Raw genomic sequence first — 16834 nt, 5'->3', positions numbered from 1 at the left:
AGACCCGCACTGGATCCGTATCCGGCCAGAATGTTGCCTGCGACAGGGCCGTATGTCGATGCCCGATCAGGGACAGTGGCCCGGGTTCCCGATCCTGTTTCAGCGGCCCGCCGGGGAAATACCGTTGAGCCTCCGATCTCCACCCTTTCCCGTGGCGATTTCGGCCAGCCCGCGCATCCGTTGGAGCATCTCCACGCCAGTACCGTGCGGCGACGGAAACCGGCGGTCCGCCCCGATAACCTGTCCGGCTTCGGGAAGGATCGCGCAGCCTCCTGACCTGCAACCCGTCCCGGCGGCACCTTTCAGCACAGCGTGGCCGGATAGCTCTCGCCCCAGACCTTCGGGCGGTCCTTCGCCAGCATCCTGCGTTCGGCCAGATCGAGCCGGGCAAGCGCGGCCATGGTATCGCCCTGCGTCTCCCGCAGGTGCCGCTCCCAAAGGCGCGCAACGGATTGCGCGCTCCACGGCAGCGCCGCGCGGGCCAGCCAGCCGCGCAGTTCGGGCGGCAGACGGTCGTAGCGATCCATCGGCCGCGACCGGGCCTTGCACCGGAGCGAGGTGGTCAGATTGCCCGCCATCAGTGCCCCCCGGCCTTGGCGTCACACCCCGGCCGAAGCCCTGCGCGACCCGCGATCATTCCCGAACCTGCGTTCTTCACTGCACCCCCCTATGCCACGCGCCGTTGACCCCATTGCGGGAAGGGGTCGGGCAGGTTGGTCCAGGCCTCCGGGGTGAAGTCGCGGGTATCGACCAGCGCGGCGTTCAGCCTTTCGCTGATCGCCTCGCGGTCGAGGCCGACGCCGATGAAGACGATCTCCTGCCGCCGGTCGCCCCAGGGCTCGGCCCAGTTCTTCGCGATTTCCGCCTGCGCATCGGGATGGGTCGGCAGCCGCTCTGCCGGGATCGACGCCCACCAGCGCCCGAGCGGCGTGATCGAGGCCGAGGCCCCCGCCAGGCTGAACTCCACCGCCCAGTCGGGCCGCGTCGCGATCCAGAAATGCCCCTTCGCGCGGATCACGCCCGGCAGATCGCCCGACAGCACCGCCTCGACCTTCGCCGGATCGAACGGCTGGCGCGCGTGGTAGACGAAGGACGAAATCCCGTATTCTTCGGTCTCCGGCACATGGTTCGCGAAACCATACAGTTCCTTGGCCCAGAGCGGGTGTTCATAGGCCTTGTCGAAATCGAAAAGCCCGGTGTCGAAAATCGCCTCCGGGGCGACACGGCCGAAATCGGTCTCGATCACCTTCGCATCGGGGTTCAGCGCCCTGACGATCTGGCGTGCCTTGCGCAGCCGTTCCGGCCCGGCATCGGTGACCTTGTTCAGCACGATGACATCGGCGAATTCCATCTGATCCGTCAGCAGGTTGACCAGCGTCCGCTCGTCCTGGTCGCCCAGCGATTCCCCACGGTCGGCGATGAAATCCTGGCTCTCGAAATCTCTGGTCAGGTTGATCGTATCGACCACCGTCACCATCGTATCGAGCCGCGAGACATCGGACAGGCTTGCCCCCTGCTCATCGCGGAAGTCGAAGGTCGCGGCGACCGGCAGCGGCTCGGCGATCCCCGTGCCCTCGATCAGCAGGTAGTCGAACCGGCCTTCTTCGGCCAGCTTGCGCACACCCTGAAGCAGGTCGTCGCGCAGCGTGCAGCAGATGCAGCCGTTGGTCATCTCGACCAGCTTTTCCTCGGCACGGTTCAGCTCGGCGCCCTCGCGGATCAGGTCGGCGTCGATGTTCACCTCCGACATGTCGTTGACGATGACGGCGACCCGGCGCCCCTCGCGGTTGTTCAGGACATGGTTCAGCAGCGTGGTTTTTCCCGCGCCAAGAAACCCGGACAGGACGGTGACGGGCAGGCGCTTGTCGCGCTGTTGCGGACTGGCTGACATGGCATCCTCGCTATGTGATATTATTACATATACACCTAGTCAGATTCCCCTGCCCGTGCAAGCGCCGAAATAGCCGCCCCGCTTCCCACCGGCCCGGACGCGCCTTCAGTCGGGCATGCACTCGCAGCCCAATTCCCTGTAATCGCGTCAGATGCGGGTCTTCCGCCGCCTCTATCCGCCCCTCCAGAGAGGCCGATACAGCCCACCACCAAGGCGGCAACAACCGCATGCCAATAGTCACGATGATGTGTCTGCCAGCCGGCTCAGGGGGCGTCTGGCCGGACCAGCCAGAACCGGGGCATGCCAGAGGAGACAGCGCGACAGCACTGCCCGGGCGAGTCATCAGGCCACCGACACGGACTCTATTCGACTGGCTATTCTGAGAAGATGAGATGGCTGGGGCGGTAGGATTCGAACCTACGGTACACGGTACCAAAAACCGTTGCCTTACCACTTGGCCACGCCCCAACTGCGGCGCTGTGTAGCCAAGCCGATGGGAGGCTGCAAGTGAAAAGTGACGGGGCTCTCCGGAATCCGGATCTGTCCCTTCGCCGGGCTTCCCCGGGCGGCGCCGATCCGGAGATTGCGCGCGGCCCCCGCCATACCCGGCACCGGGGTTCGGGCCGGACGGCAGTGCAAAAGCCCGGCCCGGAGGCGAGGGGCTGTTGCGGGATGCCGCGCCCGACGAGGGGTGTGGTCTGCCGCCTCCGCAGGCGCGGGGGATCGACCACCGCACGAAACACCAAAGGAAAACCGAAAGGGCCGTTCCCACAGGTGCGCGGGGCCGACGATCACACCCGGCCAGCCGATCTCCGGTCAGCAGCCCCTGCGGGTGGGCGGGGCCGAACGGATGCGCGACGGATCGGACCCGAACCGGAGACGAAGATTGCACGCTTTCGTGACAGATCCGAAAACGGCAAGGATCTCCCGAATCCCCCCCCCCACGACACAGCGAATGTTGAAAAAGTGATAGCTCTGCTGCGGCATTTTGCGGAATGCCGCCGGGGGGCAGGGCCTCGGCTGCAAATCGCCTTCCGTCGCGGGGAGCCTTTGCCTATATGGGCGCGAGACCGTACTCGGGGCGAGTCGCGGCGCAGGGCAAGCGGGATTGGTGACGAATGGGACTGGGCGGGATCTTTTCCTCGGACATGGCGATCGACCTCGGGACGGCGAACACGCTCGTCTACATGAAGGGCAAGGGCATCGTCCTGAATGAACCTTCGGTCGTGGCCTACCACGTCAAGGACGGCAAGAAGCAGGTGCTGGCCGTGGGCGAGGACGCGAAGCTCATGCTGGGACGCACACCCGGCAGCATCGAGGCGATCCGCCCGATGCGCGACGGCGTGATCGCCGATTTCGACAGCGCCGAGGAAATGATCAAGCATTTCATGCGCAAGGTCCACCGCCGCTCGACCCTGACCAAGCCGAAGGTGATCGTCTGCGTGCCGCAGGGCGCGACCCCGGTGGAAAAGCGCGCGATCCGGCAATCCGTCCTCTCGGCGGGGGCGCGGCGCGCGGGCCTGATCGCGGAACCGATCGCGGCGGCCATCGGCGCGGGCATGCCGATCACCGACCCCACCGGCAGCATGGTCGTCGATATCGGCGGCGGCACGACCGAGGTGGCGGTGCTCTCGCTGGGCGATATCGTCTATGCCCGCTCGATCCGCGTCGGCGGCGACCGGATGGACGATGCGATCATCTCCTATCTGCGGCGCAACCTGAACCTTCTGGTGGGCGAAGCCACCGCCGAGCGGATCAAGACCACGATCGGCACCGCGCGGATGCCCGACGATGGCCGCGGCGCCAGCCTGATGGTGCGCGGGCGCGACCTTCTGAACGGCGTGCCGAAGGAAGTGGAAATTACCCAGGCGCAGATCGCCGAGGCGCTCTCCGAACCCGTGCAGCAGATCTGCGACGCGGTGATGCAGGCGCTCGAAGCGACACCGCCCGACCTTGCGGCGGATATCGTCGACCGGGGCGTGATGCTGACGGGGGGCGGCGCGCTGCTCGGCGATCTGGACCTGAGCCTGCGCGAACAGACCGGGCTGTCGATCTCGATCGCCGATCAGACGTTGAATTGTGTTGCCCTCGGCACCGGCAAGGCGCTGGAATACGAGAAGCAACTGCGCCATGTGATCGACTACGACAGCTGAGGGGATGGCCCGGGAGCGCGACGAGGATTATGCCGGCCCGCTGCGCCGGATCGCGATCGCGATCCTGGCGCTGGCCTTGGCCGCGACCTTTCTGGTCTGGCGCATCGACAGCCCCCGGGTCGAACGGTTCCGCTCGGCCTTCATCGACCGTTTCGTGCCGACCTTCGACTGGGCCATGGTGCCGGTGGCGAAGGTTCTGGGCATGGCCGAGAATTTCCAGTCCTACGCCCGGATCTACGAACAGAATCAGGAACTGCGCCGCGAATTGCAGCAGATGCGCGCCTGGAAGGAGGCCGCCGTCCAGCTGGAGCAGCAGAACGCCAAGCTGCTGGCACAGAATCAGGTGCGGCTGGACCCGAAGCTGACCTCGGTTTCGGGCGTGGTGCTGGCGGATAGCGGCTCGCCGTTCCGGCAGTCGGTGCTGCTCAATGTCGGCGCGCGCGATGGCATCGTGGACGGCTGGGCGACGATGGACGGGCTGGGGCTGGTGGGCCGGATTTCCGGCGTGGGCAATTCGACAAGCCGGGTCGTGCTGCTGACCGATACCTCCAGCCGGATGCCGGTGACGATCCAGCCCTCCGGCCAGAAGGCGATCCTGACCGGCGACAACAGCCCCTTCCCCGTCATCGACTTTCTGGAGAACGCCGATCAGGTGCGCCCGGGCGACCGGGTGATCAGTTCGGGCGACGGCGGCGTGTTCCCGGCGGATCTGCTGGTCGGGCAGGTGATGCAGGGGCAGGACCGGCGCCTGCGGGTGCGGCTCGCGGCGGATTACGGGCGGCTCGATTTCCTGCGCGTGCTGCGCTCGCATCCGGCGGAACAGTTGCACGACGCCGGGCCGCTGATCCCGCCCCCCACGCCCCCCTTGCCCGGAGGCGGCAATGGTTGATCCGCTCAGTTCGCGCCGGATCGCCCATATGGCGCTGTTCGCGCTCATCGCGGCGGGGACGATGTTCCTGCGCCTGCTGCCGATCAGCCCGGTCACCCATGGCGTGCCGGGGCCGGATCTGATGCTGGCCTTCGCCGTCGCCTGGCTGCTGCGGCGGCCCGATTATGTGCCCACAGTTCTGATCATCGCGGTCTTCGTGCTGGAGGATCTGATCTACTGGCGGCCGATCGGGCTCTGGCCGTTGATCGTTCTGGGCGGGACCGAATTCCTGCGCAGCCGGGTCCGGCCGAACCGCAGCCTGTCCTTTCCGGCCGAACTGGCGATCGTCGCGGGGGTGATGCTGGTGATGTTGCTGGTGAACCGGCTGGTTCTGGCGCTGTTCATGGTCGATCAGCCGGTGCTGGGGCTGGAACTGCTGCGTTATCTGATGACCCTTGTCGCCTATCCTTTCGTCGTGGCACTCTCGGCACTGGCCTTTGGGCTGCGCCGCCCGGCACCGGGCGACGACATTGCCTTCGGTCGCAGATTGTGAGGAGGCGCGGATGAAGAAATCATCAAAGGACGCCCGTGCGAGCCGGTCCTCCGTCACCCGCCGGGCGCTGATGCTGGGGGTGGCGCAGGCGGCGGTCATCGCCACGCTGGGCCTGCGGATGCGCCGGATGCAGCTCGAACAGGCGGATGACTACCGCCTGCTGGCGGATGGCAATTCGATCAAGATCCGGCTGATCCCGCCCGCGCGCGGGCTGATCTACGACCGCAACGGCGTGCTGCTGGCGGGGAACGAGCAGAACTTCCGCGTCACCATCACCCGGGAGGAGGCCGGAGATGTGGAGAAGGTTCTGGCCGATCTGCGCCGCCTGATCCCCGTCACCGAAGCGCAGGCCGAAGACGTCCTGGCCGAGATCAAGCGCCAGCCGCCGCATGCGCCGGTGCAGGTCGTGGACCGGCTGAGCTGGGAGGAGTTTTCGCGCGTGGCGGTGAACGCCCCCGCGCTCCCCGGTGTCACGCCCGATGCCGGGCTGTCGCGGATCTATCCGCGCGGGGCTGAATTCGCGCATGTGCTGGGCTATGTCGGCGCGGTGTCGGATTACGACCTGAAGAAGATCGAGGATCCGGACCCCCTGCTGCGGATTCCGAAGTTCCAGATCGGCAAGACCGGCGTCGAGGCGAAGCTCGAAGACGATCTGCGCGGACGCGCCGGGCAGCGCCGGATCGAGGTCAATTCGATGGGCCGCGAAATGCGCGAGATCGACCGGCGCGAAGGCGAGCCGGGCGTCACGCTGCAACTGACGCTGGACGCGCGGCTGCAAAATTTCGCGCATGAGCGGATGAAGGGCGAATCCGCCGCCGCCGTGGTGATGGATGTGACGAACGGCGACATTCTGGCGATCGCCTCGGACCCGTCCTTCGATCCCAACATGTTCGTGCGCGGGATCAGCTCGGCCGATTACAAGGCGCTGATGGAGAACGACCACCGCCCGCTCGCCGACAAATCGGTGCAGGGCCTCTATCCGCCGGGATCGACCTTCAAGATCGTCACCGCGCTGGCGGCGCTGAGTGCCGGGGTGATCGGGCCGGAGGATACCGTCTATTGCCCGGGCTATTACGAAATGGGCGGGCGCAAGTTCCACTGCTGGAAGCATTCGGGCCATGGCCGCATGAACGTGGTCCAGAGCCTCGAACAATCCTGCGACGTGTTCTATTATGATGTCGCGCAGCGCGTCGGCATCGACAAGATCGCCGAAATGGCGGAGCGGATGGGCGTGGGCGTGCGCCACGACCTGCCGATGTCCGCCGTGGCCGAGGGCGTGGCGCCGTCGAAGGCGTGGAAGAAGGCGCGCTACGACAAGGACTGGCGGATCGGCGACACGATCAACGCGTCGATCGGGCAGGGCTATGTGCTGGCCTCGCCGCTGCATCTGGCGGTGATGACGGCGCGGCTGGCCTCGGGCCGGATGATCGAGCCGCGTCTGGTGCGCTCGCGCAACGGGGTCGAAGTGCCGGTGGCCGATGCGCCGCCGCTCGGACTCCGGGAAAGCTGGCTCGATCAGGTCCGCAAGGGCATGGTCGCCGTGGTGAACAACAGCCGCGGCTCGGCGGCGAAATCAAAGGTGGTGATGGCCGGCTGGAAGATGGCGGGCAAGACCGGCACCAGCCAGGTGCGCAACATCTCCGCCGCCGAACGCGCGCGCGGGGTGATCCGCAACGAACAACTGCCCTGGATCCGGCGCGACCATGCGCTGTTCGTCTGCTTTGCGCCCGCCGACAATCCGAAATACGCCGTCAGCCTGATCGTCGAACACGGCGGCGGCGGCTCCACCGTCGCGGCGCCGATCGCGCGCGACATCCTGTTGTTCGCGCTGGCGGGCGGGCTGCCGCCACTCGACGCCTATCCCTCCAGCCAGCGCGACGGCGTTCAAAGCCGCTTCGACAGCATGAAGCTGGTCGATCCCGAAACCCCGGGCGGCACGAGGACGCGGGCATGAGCTATCTGGAAAGCAACCTGAAGACGGTCCCCACCGGGCTGCGCAAGGTGCTGTATCTGAACTATCCGCTGATCATCCTGCTGACGGCGGTGTGCTGCACCGGCTTTCTGATGCTGTATTCCGTGGCGGGGGGCGATGTCAGCCGCTGGGCCGAGCCGCAGATGGAACGCTTCGCGGGCGGGATGGTGGCGATGCTGATCGTCGCCTTCACGCCGATCTGGTTCTGGCGCAACATTTCGGGGGTGGCCTATATCGTGGCGCTGCTGCTCTTGCTCGCGGTGGAACTGGTGGGCGAGATCGGCATGGGCGCGCAGCGCTGGCTCGACCTCGGGCCGTTGCGGTTGCAGCCGTCCGAGCTGATGAAGATCGGGTTGGTGATGCTGCTGGCGGCCTATTACGACTGGCTTCCGGTGGAAAAGGTCTCGCGCCCGGTCTGGGTGCTGATCCCGGTGGCGCTGATCCTGACGCCGACGTTTCTGGTGCTGACGCAGCCGGACCTTGGCACGGCGGTGATGCTGGTGCTGGGCGGCGGCTTCGTGATGTTCGCGGCCGGGGTGAGCCTTTGGTATTTCGGCACGGTTCTGGCGCTGGTCGTCGGGCTCGTCTTCGTGGTGATGGAAAGCCGCGGCACCGACTGGCAATTGCTGCACGATTACCAGTATCGCCGGATCGACACCTTCCTCGACCCGACGCAGGATCCGCTCGGCGCGGGCTACAACATCATGCAGGCGCAGATCGCGCTTGGCTCGGGTGGCTGGTCGGGGCGCGGCTACATGCAGGGCACGCAGTCGCGGCTGAACTTCCTGCCCGAAAAGCACACCGACTTCATCTTCACCACGCTGGCCGAGGAATTCGGCTTCGTCGGCGCCTTCGGACTGCTGATGCTCTATGCGGGGGTGATCGCCTTTTCGATTCAGGCGGCGCTGGTGAACAAGGACCGGTTTTCGAGCCTGCTGACACTGGGCATCGCGGGAACGTTCTTCTTCTTCTTCGCGATCAACATGGGCATGGTGATGGGGCTGATGCCGGTGGTGGGGGTGCCGCTGCCGCTGGTCAGCTATGGGGGAACGCAGATGATGATCCTGCTCGCCGCCTTCGGGCTGGTGCAGAGCGCCAATGTCCACAGGCCGCGCTGATGGTGACGGTTCTTTATGCCGGTGAAGCGGCGGACTGGCCCGATTACGCCCCCGCCCTGCGCACCGCCCTGCCCGGGGTGCGGCTGGTGCTGCCGGGCGAAGTGCCGCCCGACACGGTGGATTACATCGTCTATGCGCCCTCGGGCCCGGTGCAGGATTTCACCCCCTATACCCGGGCGAAGGCCGTGCTGAGCCTTTGGGCCGGGGTCGAGCGGGTGGTGGGCAACCCGACCCTGACGCAGCCCCTGTGCCGGATGGTGGACGAGGGACTGGAACGCGGCATGGTCGAATGGGTGACGGGCCATGCGCTGGCCGCGCATCTGCGGATCGGCTTCTGGGCCGGGGCGCAGGATGGGATCTGGCGCAACGATCAGCCGGCGCCCTTGGCCTCCGAACGCGGGGTGACGGTGCTGGGGCTGGGCGCGCTTGGCGCCGCCTGCGCGCGGACGCTCTCCGGGCTGGGCTTTCGCGTGACGGGCTGGAGCCGGTCGCACCGGGACGTGCCGGGGGTGACCTGCCTGAGCGGAGCCGAGGGCCTGCGCGCCGCGCTGGCTACGGCGGAGATAGTGGCGCTGATCCTGCCGAACACGCCCGAAACGGCGGATCTGCTGAATGCCGAAACGCTGGGCTGGCTGCCGCGCGGGGCGGTGGTGCTGAACCCCGGGCGCGGGACGCTGATCGACGATGCCGCGCTGCTGGCGGCGCTGGATGCGGGACAGGTCGGCCATGCGGTGCTGGACGTGTTCCGGACCGAACCCTTGCCGCCCGATCACCCCTATTGGGCGCATCCGCGGGTAACGGTCACGCCCCATATCGCGGCGGCAACGCGGCCCGGATCGGCGGCGCGGGTGATTGCCGAAAACGTCCGGCGGGGCGAGGCGGGAGAGCCCTTCGTGCATCTGGTCGACCGGGCGCGGGGCTATTGATCACCAGTTCCTGGTATCGACCGGATAGGCGGTGGTGAACTTCATCCGCTCCATCGCGAAATGCGAGGTGACGTTCTTGATCGGCACCGCATCCGTCAGGCGGCGATAGAGCAGATCATAGGCCGGCATGTCCGGCACCGCGACGCGCAGCAGATAGTCCATCTCTCCGGCCATGCGGTAGACCTCCATGATTTCCGGGATCTCCGCGATCGCCTTGACGAACCCGTCGCGCCATTCGCCGGAATGGTCCGGGGCCTCGATCTCGACGAAAACCGTGAGGTTGAACCCGAGTTTGCCCGGACTGGCCAGCGCCACCCGCCCGGTCAGCACCCCGGACGCCTCCAGCTTCTGGATCCGCTTCCAGCAGGGCGTCTGCGACAGCCCCACCTTGTCGGCGATCTGCGCGACGGGCTGCGTCGCGTCGCGCATCAGCTCCGCGACGATCTTGCGGTCGATGAGATCCAGCTCGGCCAAGGTCGATCCTCCTGCGGGTTCCGGGTGGAACGGGTCATGCGTTAAGACTGCCAAGAAAAATCTTTTTGTCTACCTATCTTGTCGTGATTTACGGAGATTTCTTACAACACACTGGAATAACGGTATAATAAATACGCACCACCCCGGCCATCCGCTCCGGAGAGAATCACGCCCTTGCCAGTCGTGGATTGATTCCCCATCGGTGCGCCCGTAGATCTGGACCATGCTGACCCAGAAGATGAAATATGCGCTCAAGGCCCTTCTGACGCTCGCCGACGAGGCCGCGCGGGAGACTCCGGAGGCCCTGACGATCGAGGAGATCGCGCGGCGTTCGGATGCGCCGAAGCGTTTTCTGGAGCATATCCTGCTGGAAATCCGCAAGACCGGCGTGATCGCATCAAGCCGGGGCCGGAGCGGCGGCTATACCCTGGTCCGGAAGCCCTCGGAGATTTCGATCTCGGACCTGCTGCGCCGGATCGACGGGCCGATCGCCCCGCTGCCCTGCCTGTCGCGCTCGGCCTATCAGCGCTGCGAGGATTGCGCGGACGAGGCCAGTTGCCGCATCCGCCGGGTTTTCGCCGAGGTGTTCTGGTCCTATCTCGTGCTGATCGACTCGCTGACGCTTGAGGACATGATGCGCTCGGGCGCCGTGGCCGAGCAGATCGTGGGCGAATAGTTCTCCGCAAGACAGCAAGATTCTTCCCGGAACTGAGAATTTTATTCTCTTACGGGGTGTATTTTCACCCGATATTTTCCGTTGCTAAAAACGACAAACTCGGTCGATATTAACCTCATGGACCCCGACGGCCTCGGCCCGACAGCCAAGGCCCCCAGCCCAGGAAGGAGTTGCCGCCATGACGTTCCCCGTCCCACCGCGCCCCAGCCGAGGCGCCCCCATGACCTGCATCGGAGGCTGAGATGGGCCAGACCTATTCCGTGAGCCTCGTGGACCGCCGCACCGGCCGCCCGCATCGCGTGAACGGCACGCCACTCGCGCTGTTCACCCGCAACCCCGAGGAGGCGGCGCAGGAGCTTCTGCGCCATCGCGACAGATCGCTGTGGGACATCCGCGTCGACGTGCTGGCCACCAGCGCGGCGCGATGAGCCCAAGGCCGCCGGGCCATCCGGCGGCCCCCCGCAATCCAGGCCCGACATCAGGCCCCCGAAAAACAGGGACTCCCATGACCGTCATCCCCACTCTCCTGCGCGGCGCGCTTGCGGCCATCGCCCTTGCCGCGCCCGTGCATGCGGAAAACCTGCTGAACGTCAGCTATGACCCGACACGGGAGCTTTACCGCGCCTATAACACGCTGTTCGAACAGCATTGGGAAGCGCAGGGCAACGCCCCCGCGAAGGTCGAAACCTCGAACGGCGGCTCCGGCGCGCAGGCCCGTGCGGTGATCGACGGGCTGAATGCTCAGGTGGTGACGCTGGCGCTGGCCTCCGACATCGACAAGATCGCGGCCACGGGCAAGCTGCCGGCGGATTGGCAATCGAAGCTGCCGCACAATTCCTCGCCCTATACCTCGACCATCGTCTTTCTGGTGCGCGAAGGGAACCCGAAGGGGATCAAGGACTGGGGCGATCTGGTCAAGGACGGCATCGAGGTGATCACGCCGAATCCGAAGACCTCGGGCGGGGCGCGCTGGAACTACCTCGCCGCCTGGGCCTGGGCCGAAAAAGCCGGGCAGGATCCGAAGGCCTTCCTGAAGGATCTGTTCGCCCATGTGCCGGTGCTGGATACCGGGGCGCGCGGATCGACCAACACATTCGCTCAGCGCGGCATCGGCGATGTGCTGCTGGCCTGGGAAAACGAGGCCTATCTGGCGCAGCAGGAGCTGGGCGAGGATCAGTTCGACATCGTTGTGCCCTCGGTTTCCGTTCTGGCGGAGCCGCCCGTCGCGCTGGTGCCCGGCAATATCAAGGGTGCCGAGCAGGAGAAGCTGGCGACCGAATACCTGACCTACCTCTATTCGCCCGAAGCACAGGCGCTGGCCTTCAAGCATTTCTACCGCGCCTGGGACACGTCGAAGGCCGATCCGGCGGATGTCGCCCGGTTCCCGAAGCTCGATCTGGTGACGATCGAGGATTTCGGCGGCTGGGCCAAGGTGCAGCCCGAACATTTCGGCGACGGCGGCATCTTCGACCAGATCTATACGGCGAAATAGATGGCGCTGGTCCGGAAATCGCCGATGCCGGGGCTGGGGATCAGCCTCGGCATCACCGTGTTCCTGCTGTCGCTGGTGGTGCTGATCCCGATCGGGGCTCTGATCCTGCGCGGCGTGATGTTCGGCCCCGCCGAGATCTGGCAGGTGGTCAACCGCGAACGGGTCTGGGCGGCGCTGCTCCTGTCGTTCCGGCTGGCGTTTCTGGCGGCGGCGTTCAACCTGGTGTTCGGAGGGATTCTGGCCTGGGTGCTGGCGCGCTACCGGTTTCCGGGGCGGCGGATTTTGGATGCGGCGGTGGACCTGCCCTTCGCGCTGCCCACCGCCGTCGCCGGGATCGCGCTGACCGCGCTATATGCGCCCAACGGCGTCTTCGGCAGCCTGGCGAAGGAAATCGGCTGGAAGATCGCCTATACCCAATGGGGCATCTTCCTCGCGCTGGTCTTCGTCGGCCTGCCCTTCGTCACCCGCACTGTGCAGCCGGTGATCGAGGAGATCGAGCGCGAGGTCGAGGAGGCATCGGCCACGCTCGGCGCCTCGCGGTTCTATACGCTGCGCCGGGTGGTGCTGCCGATGCTGGCGCCCGCCGCGCTCACGGGCTTTGCGCTGGCGCTGGCGCGGGCGGTGGGGGAATACGGTTCGGTGATCTTCATCGCGGGCAATATCCCGCTGCGCACCGAAATCGCGCCGCTCCTGATCGTGATCCAGCTTGAAGAATTCAACTATGACGCGGCAGCGGCCATCGGCCTCGCCATGCTGGTGATTTCCTTCGCGTTGCTGCTGGCGATCAACCTGATCCAGATCTGGAGCCGCAGGAGGATCGGACATGTCTAAGCGCTTTCGCAATGCAACCGAGGAACCCCGGGCGGTCCGGCTGGCGCTGATCGCGCTCGCCGTGCTGGGGCTGGGCGTGCTGATCTTCGCGCCGCTGGCCGTGGTCTTTGCCGAGGCGCTGGCCAAGGGCTGGGCGGCCGCGCTCGATGCGCTCACGCAGCCCGATGCGCTGGCCGCGATCCGGCTGACGCTGCTGATCGCCGCGATCTCGGTGCCGGCGACGGCGGTGTTCGGGCTGGCCGCCGCTTGGCTGATCACCAAATTCGACTTCCGCGGCAAGGCGTTCCTGATCACGCTGATCGACCTGCCGTTTTCGGTTTCGCCCGTGGTGGCGGGGCTGTGCTTCGTGCTGGCCTTCGGGGCGAATACGGCGGTGGGCGGCTGGCTGGTGGCGCAGGGCTGGCCGATCGTCTTTGCCCTGCCCGGCATCGTGCTGGCGACCATGTTCGTCACCTTCCCCTTCGTCGCGCGCGAGTTGATCCCCGTCATGATCGAACAGGGCCGGGCCGAGGAAGAGGCCGCGCTGACGCTCGGTGCTTCGGGCTGGCGGGTGTTCCTGACGGTGACGCTGCCGAATATCCGCTGGGCGCTGCTTTATGGCGTGCTGCTGTGCAATGCGCGCGCGATGGGCGAATTCGGTGCCGTGGCGGTGGTTTCGGGCAAGATCCGGGGCCAGACGGTGACCATGCCGCTGGGGATCGAGATGCTGTATAACGAATATCTGTCCGTCGCGGCCTTTTCGCTCGCGGCGCTGCTTGCCACGCTCGGGCTGGTGACGCTGCTCGTCAAGACCGCGCTGGAACTGCGCTATGCCGACCAGCTTGCCGCTACCCATCGCCATTGAGGGCCGCCATGCATATCGAGATCGACGAAATCGCCAAGACCTTCGGCACCACCGCCGCGCTGCATCCGGTGTCCCTCACCCTCCCGAGCGGGGCGCTGGTCGCGTTGCTCGGCCCCTCTGGATCGGGCAAGACGACGCTTCTGCGCATCCTCGGCGGGCTGGAATATCCCACATCCGGGCGCGTGCTGTTCGACGGTCATGACGCCACCGGCCTGACGGTACAGGACCGCCGCGCGGGCTTCGTGTTCCAAAGCTACGCGCTCTTCCGCCACATGACGGTGTTCGAGAACATCGCCTACGGCCTGCGCGCCCGCCCCCGTGCAAGCCGCCCGCCGCGGGAGGAAATCACCCGCCGGGTGGGGAAACTCCTCGACCTGATCCAACTGCCCGAGATCGGCCCCCGCTACCCGTCGCAGCTTTCGGGCGGGCAGCGGCAGCGGGTTGCGCTGGCCCGGGCGCTGGCGATCGAGCCGCGGATGCTGCTGCTCGACGAACCCTTCGGCGCGCTGGATGCGAAGGTGCGCAAGGAACTCCGCCACGGCCTGCGCGAGATCCACGACACCACCGGCCTGACCACGATCTTCGTCACCCATGACCAGGAAGAGGCGATGGAACTCGCCGATCTGGTGGTGGTGATGTCGATGGGCCGGATCGAACAGATCGGCCGTCCGCAGGACATCCGCGCCCGCCCCGCCACGCCCTTCGTGCGCGACTTCATCACCGCCTGATCAGCCCGCGTGCCGGAGCATCCCGGCCCGCGACCGCAGCCCCTCCATCATGAAGGCGATGACCGCGCGTTCACGCCGCGCCTGCCGCACGTCGCGGTGGCAGGTCAGCCAGTAGGTCCGGTGCAGTTCGACCTCCTCGGGCAACAGCAGCCGCAGCGCCGGATAGCGGCAGGCCAGGAAATCCGGCAAGATGACCACCCCCAGCCCGTGCAGCCCGGCGGTCAGCTGGTTGAAGATGCTGGCGCTCTTGATCTCGGGGCGGAGGTCGGGATGGACATCGCGCAGATAGTCGAGCCCGGGCGCGAAGATCATCTCCTCGATATAGCCGATGAAGCGGTGGGCGGGCAGATCGGCGCGGCGCAGGATCGGCGGATGCGCGGCCAGATAGGCCTCGGTCGCATACAGGTGCAGCGTGTAATCCACGATCTTCTCCGACCGGTAGGGCCCGCTTTTATAGGGGTCGAGCGTGACGGAAATATCCGCCTCCCGCCGCGACAGCGCCAGAACCTGCGACAGCGCCACCATTTCGAGCGAGATCCGCGGAAACCGGCTGACGAATTCCGGCAGCAGATTGGCCGCGAAAAACCGCCCGAAGCCCTCCGGCATGGCGATGCGCATCGGCCCCGCCTGCCCCGCACCCGCGCCCTGCGTGGCGGTGACCTCGCTCGCCGCCGCCTCCATCCGCTCGGCCTGATCCACCATCCGGCGGCCCGCGGCGGTGAGTTCATAGCCGCGCGGGTTGCGCTCGAACAGCCGCAGGTGCAGCGCCTCTTCCAGCCGGTCGATCCGGCGCGACACGGTGACATGCGAGGTGTTCAGCAGCCGTGCCGCACGCGACAGCTGCCCCTCCCGCGCGACGGCGAGGAAGAATTGCATGTCATCCCAACTGAACATCCGCCCCCCTGTTCAAAAACGTTCGGAACCTGTGCGAAATCAATCAGTCCTGAACTCTTGTGTCAAAGCATGATTGCCCGCACAGTGACGCAGGGGGCGCGGAGAGGAGCCGCAGCCCGCGACGAATTGCCCCACCACGGGGCAGCGTTCTCAGGGGAGAGAAACATGCGCAAACTGCTTCTGTCCGCGACATCGGTCGCGGCACTGGCCGTTCCGGCCCATGCCGAAGTGTCCGACGGCAAGGTGAAGATCGGTATCCTGAACGACCAGTCGGGCGTTTATGCCGATTTCGGCGGGAAGTTTTCCTATGAGGCCGCGAAGATGGCGGCGGAGGATTTCGGCGGCAAGGTGCTCGACGCGCCGATCGAGGTCGTCACCGCCGACCACCAGAACAAGGCCGACATCGCCTCGAACATCGCGCGGCAATGGTATGACACCGATCAGGTCGACAGCATCATGGAACTCACCTCGTCCTCGGTCGGGCTGGCGGTGCAGGCGCTGAGCCTTGAGAAGAAGAAAATCACCATCAACACCGGCGCCGCGACGACGGAACTGACCGGCAAGCAATGCTCGCCCTACGGCTTCCACTGGGCCTATGACACCCATGCGCTGGCCGTGGGCACCGGCGGCGCGCTGGTGCAGGCGGGCGGCGACAGCTGGTTCTTCCTGACCGCCGACTATGCCTTCGGCTACTCGCTCGAAGAGAACACCGCGAATTTCGTGAAATCGCAGGGCGGCACGGTCGTCGGATCGGTGCGCCACCCGCTGGCGACGACCGATTTCTCCTCCTTCCTGCTCCAGGCACAGGCCTCGGGCGCGAAGATCGTCGGCCTCGCCAATGCCGGGGCGGATACGCAGAACGCGATCAAGCAGGCGGCCGAATTCGGCATCACCCAGGGCGGGCAGAAGATGGCCGCGCTGCTGTTCACCATCGCCGAGGTGAACGGCATCGGCGCCGAGGCCGCGCAGGGTCTGAACCTGACCGAGAGCTTCTACTGGAACATGAACGACGAAACCCGCGCCTTCGCGCAACGGTTCTTCGAGCGCACCGGCGCGATGCCGAACATGGTCCATGCCGGCACCTATTCCGCCGTGACCTCCTATCTGAAGGCGATTCAGGCGGCGGGCACGGACGAAACCGAGGCCGTGGCGGCGAAGCTGCACGAACTGCCGGTGGATGACGTCTTCACCCATACCGGCAAGGTGGCGCCGAACGGACGGATGATTTCGGACGTCTATCTGATGGAAGTGAAGGCGCCGGGCGAGATCACCACCCCTTGGGATTACTACAAGGTCATCGCCACGATCCCGGGCGATCAGGCCTATCTGGACCCGGCCAAAAGCGGCTGTCCGCTGGTGAAATGAGCGCCACCTGCCGGGCCCCACGGGTGCCCCGGCAGGTTCCGAACAACAA

At 66.3% G+C, this 16834-nt stretch carries 17 protein-coding genes and 1 tRNA gene; 13 read left to right on the top strand and 5 right to left on the bottom strand.

Annotation, left to right across the window (positions count from 1 at the left end):
• Positions 1–302 precede the first annotated feature (302 nt).
• From QM789_RS18060 to QM789_RS18050, 3 genes are all read right to left on the bottom strand, one after another.
• Complete coding sequence (locus QM789_RS18060) at positions 303–578, bottom strand: DUF6525 family protein (protein WP_420353204.1); 276 nt, start codon at positions 576–578, stop codon at positions 303–305.
• An 89-nt stretch (positions 579–667) separates the two neighbouring features.
• On the bottom strand, positions 668–1891 hold the full coding sequence (locus QM789_RS18055; protein WP_420353203.1) for a GTP-binding protein: 1224 nt from the start codon (positions 1889–1891) through the stop codon (positions 668–670).
• A gap of 393 nt (positions 1892–2284) precedes the next feature.
• A tRNA-Gln gene (locus QM789_RS18050) sits at positions 2285–2359 on the bottom strand.
• Between the two features lie 650 nt (positions 2360–3009).
• Between QM789_RS18050 and QM789_RS18045 the strand changes: the two genes are divergently transcribed.
• From QM789_RS18045 to QM789_RS18020, 6 genes are read left to right on the top strand one after another with little or no spacing between them, the layout of a single operon-like run.
• On the top strand, positions 3010–4044 hold the full coding sequence (locus QM789_RS18045; protein ID WP_420353202.1) for a rod shape-determining protein: 1035 nt from the start codon (positions 3010–3012) through the stop codon (positions 4042–4044).
• Between the two features lie 4 nt (positions 4045–4048).
• Positions 4049–4933, top strand: coding sequence for a rod shape-determining protein MreC (gene mreC, locus QM789_RS18040; protein ID WP_420353201.1), 885 nt, complete (start codon positions 4049–4051; stop codon positions 4931–4933).
• Positions 4926–5465 (top strand): rod shape-determining protein MreD, encoded by a 540-nt coding sequence (locus QM789_RS18035; protein WP_420353200.1) that lies wholly within the window; start codon positions 4926–4928, stop codon positions 5463–5465. Before mreC ends, QM789_RS18035 begins: the two co-directional genes overlap by 8 nt.
• A 10-nt stretch (positions 5466–5475) precedes the next feature.
• On the top strand, positions 5476–7419 hold the full coding sequence (mrdA, locus tag QM789_RS18030; RefSeq protein WP_420353199.1) for a penicillin-binding protein 2: 1944 nt from the start codon (positions 5476–5478) through the stop codon (positions 7417–7419).
• Positions 7416–8555 (top strand): rod shape-determining protein RodA, encoded by a 1140-nt coding sequence (rodA, locus tag QM789_RS18025; RefSeq protein WP_420353198.1) that lies wholly within the window; start codon positions 7416–7418, stop codon positions 8553–8555. The genes mrdA and rodA overlap by 4 nt, the downstream gene beginning before the upstream one ends.
• Positions 8555–9481: a 2-hydroxyacid dehydrogenase gene (locus tag QM789_RS18020; RefSeq protein WP_420353197.1), complete on the top strand. Its 927-nt coding sequence runs from the start codon at positions 8555–8557 to the stop codon at positions 9479–9481. Before rodA ends, QM789_RS18020 begins: the two co-directional genes overlap by 1 nt.
• On the opposite strand, the gene QM789_RS18015 is transcribed toward QM789_RS18020, so the two are convergent.
• The gene (locus QM789_RS18015) at positions 9482–9955 is read right to left on the bottom strand and encodes an Lrp/AsnC family transcriptional regulator (RefSeq protein ID WP_420353196.1); all 474 of its coding nucleotides are present in this window, start codon (positions 9953–9955) and stop codon (positions 9482–9484) included.
• Positions 9956–10178: 223 nt separating this feature from the next.
• On the opposite strand from QM789_RS18015, the gene QM789_RS18010 reads away from it, so the two are divergent.
• From QM789_RS18010 to QM789_RS17985, 6 genes are all read left to right on the top strand, one after another.
• Positions 10179–10631 (top strand): Rrf2 family transcriptional regulator, encoded by a 453-nt coding sequence (locus QM789_RS18010; RefSeq protein ID WP_420353195.1) that lies wholly within the window; start codon positions 10179–10181, stop codon positions 10629–10631.
• Between the two features lie 242 nt (positions 10632–10873).
• The gene (locus QM789_RS18005; RefSeq protein ID WP_420353194.1) at positions 10874–11059 is read left to right on the top strand and encodes a hypothetical protein; all 186 of its coding nucleotides are present in this window, start codon (positions 10874–10876) and stop codon (positions 11057–11059) included.
• A 77-nt stretch (positions 11060–11136) separates the two neighbouring features.
• Positions 11137–12123, top strand: a complete 987-nt coding sequence (locus tag QM789_RS18000) for a sulfate ABC transporter substrate-binding protein (RefSeq protein ID WP_420353193.1) — start codon at positions 11137–11139, stop codon at positions 12121–12123.
• The gene (cysT, locus tag QM789_RS17995; protein WP_420353192.1) at positions 12124–12954 is read left to right on the top strand and encodes a sulfate ABC transporter permease subunit CysT; all 831 of its coding nucleotides are present in this window, start codon (positions 12124–12126) and stop codon (positions 12952–12954) included.
• On the top strand, positions 12947–13798 hold the full coding sequence (cysW, locus tag QM789_RS17990; RefSeq protein WP_420353191.1) for a sulfate ABC transporter permease subunit CysW: 852 nt from the start codon (positions 12947–12949) through the stop codon (positions 13796–13798). Before cysT ends, cysW begins: the two co-directional genes overlap by 8 nt.
• Positions 13799–13806: 8 nt before the next feature.
• Positions 13807–14526, top strand: a complete 720-nt coding sequence (locus QM789_RS17985; RefSeq protein ID WP_420353190.1) for a sulfate/molybdate ABC transporter ATP-binding protein — start codon at positions 13807–13809, stop codon at positions 14524–14526.
• Here QM789_RS17985 and QM789_RS17980 read toward each other — a convergent pair whose 3' ends face one another.
• Positions 14527–15420 carry a LysR family transcriptional regulator gene (locus QM789_RS17980; protein WP_420353189.1) on the bottom strand — a complete coding sequence of 298 codons (894 nt, stop codon included), beginning with the start codon at positions 15418–15420 and terminating at the stop codon, positions 14527–14529.
• A 165-nt stretch (positions 15421–15585) separates the two neighbouring features.
• On the opposite strand from QM789_RS17980, the gene QM789_RS17975 reads away from it, so the two are divergent.
• On the top strand, positions 15586–16785 hold the full coding sequence (locus QM789_RS17975) for an ABC transporter substrate-binding protein (protein ID WP_420353188.1): 1200 nt from the start codon (positions 15586–15588) through the stop codon (positions 16783–16785).
• Positions 16786–16834: the final 49 nt, after the last annotated feature.

This window comes from Paenirhodobacter sp. (assembly GCF_047600745.1).
GTDB lineage: Bacteria > Pseudomonadota > Alphaproteobacteria > Rhodobacterales > Rhodobacteraceae > Rhodobacter.
The sequence above is the reverse complement of the archived record's forward strand: the minus strand, read 5'-3'. Positions and strand labels throughout refer to the sequence as shown.

Coding starts and splice junctions, on each gene's coding strand:
- QM789_RS18060 (WP_420353204.1), bottom strand. CDS start 578: ATGGCGGGCAATCTGACCACCTCGCTCCGGTGCAAGGCCCGGTCGCGG.
- QM789_RS18055 (WP_420353203.1), bottom strand. CDS start 1,891: ATGTCAGCCAGTCCGCAACAGCGCGACAAGCGCCTGCCCGTCACCGTC.
- QM789_RS18045 (WP_420353202.1), top strand. CDS start 3,010: ATGGGACTGGGCGGGATCTTTTCCTCGGACATGGCGATCGACCTCGGG.
- mreC (WP_420353201.1), top strand. CDS start 4,049: ATGGCCCGGGAGCGCGACGAGGATTATGCCGGCCCGCTGCGCCGGATC.
- QM789_RS18035 (WP_420353200.1), top strand. CDS start 4,926: ATGGTTGATCCGCTCAGTTCGCGCCGGATCGCCCATATGGCGCTGTTC.
- mrdA (WP_420353199.1), top strand. CDS start 5,476: ATGAAGAAATCATCAAAGGACGCCCGTGCGAGCCGGTCCTCCGTCACC.
- rodA (WP_420353198.1), top strand. CDS start 7,416: ATGAGCTATCTGGAAAGCAACCTGAAGACGGTCCCCACCGGGCTGCGC.
- QM789_RS18020 (WP_420353197.1), top strand. CDS start 8,555: ATGGTGACGGTTCTTTATGCCGGTGAAGCGGCGGACTGGCCCGATTAC.
- QM789_RS18010 (WP_420353195.1), top strand. CDS start 10,179: ATGCTGACCCAGAAGATGAAATATGCGCTCAAGGCCCTTCTGACGCTC.
- QM789_RS18005 (WP_420353194.1), top strand. CDS start 10,874: ATGGGCCAGACCTATTCCGTGAGCCTCGTGGACCGCCGCACCGGCCGC.
- QM789_RS18000 (WP_420353193.1), top strand. CDS start 11,137: ATGACCGTCATCCCCACTCTCCTGCGCGGCGCGCTTGCGGCCATCGCC.
- cysT (WP_420353192.1), top strand. CDS start 12,124: ATGGCGCTGGTCCGGAAATCGCCGATGCCGGGGCTGGGGATCAGCCTC.
- cysW (WP_420353191.1), top strand. CDS start 12,947: ATGTCTAAGCGCTTTCGCAATGCAACCGAGGAACCCCGGGCGGTCCGG.
- QM789_RS17985 (WP_420353190.1), top strand. CDS start 13,807: ATGCATATCGAGATCGACGAAATCGCCAAGACCTTCGGCACCACCGCC.
- QM789_RS17980 (WP_420353189.1), bottom strand. CDS start 15,420: ATGTTCAGTTGGGATGACATGCAATTCTTCCTCGCCGTCGCGCGGGAG.
- QM789_RS17975 (WP_420353188.1), top strand. CDS start 15,586: ATGCGCAAACTGCTTCTGTCCGCGACATCGGTCGCGGCACTGGCCGTT.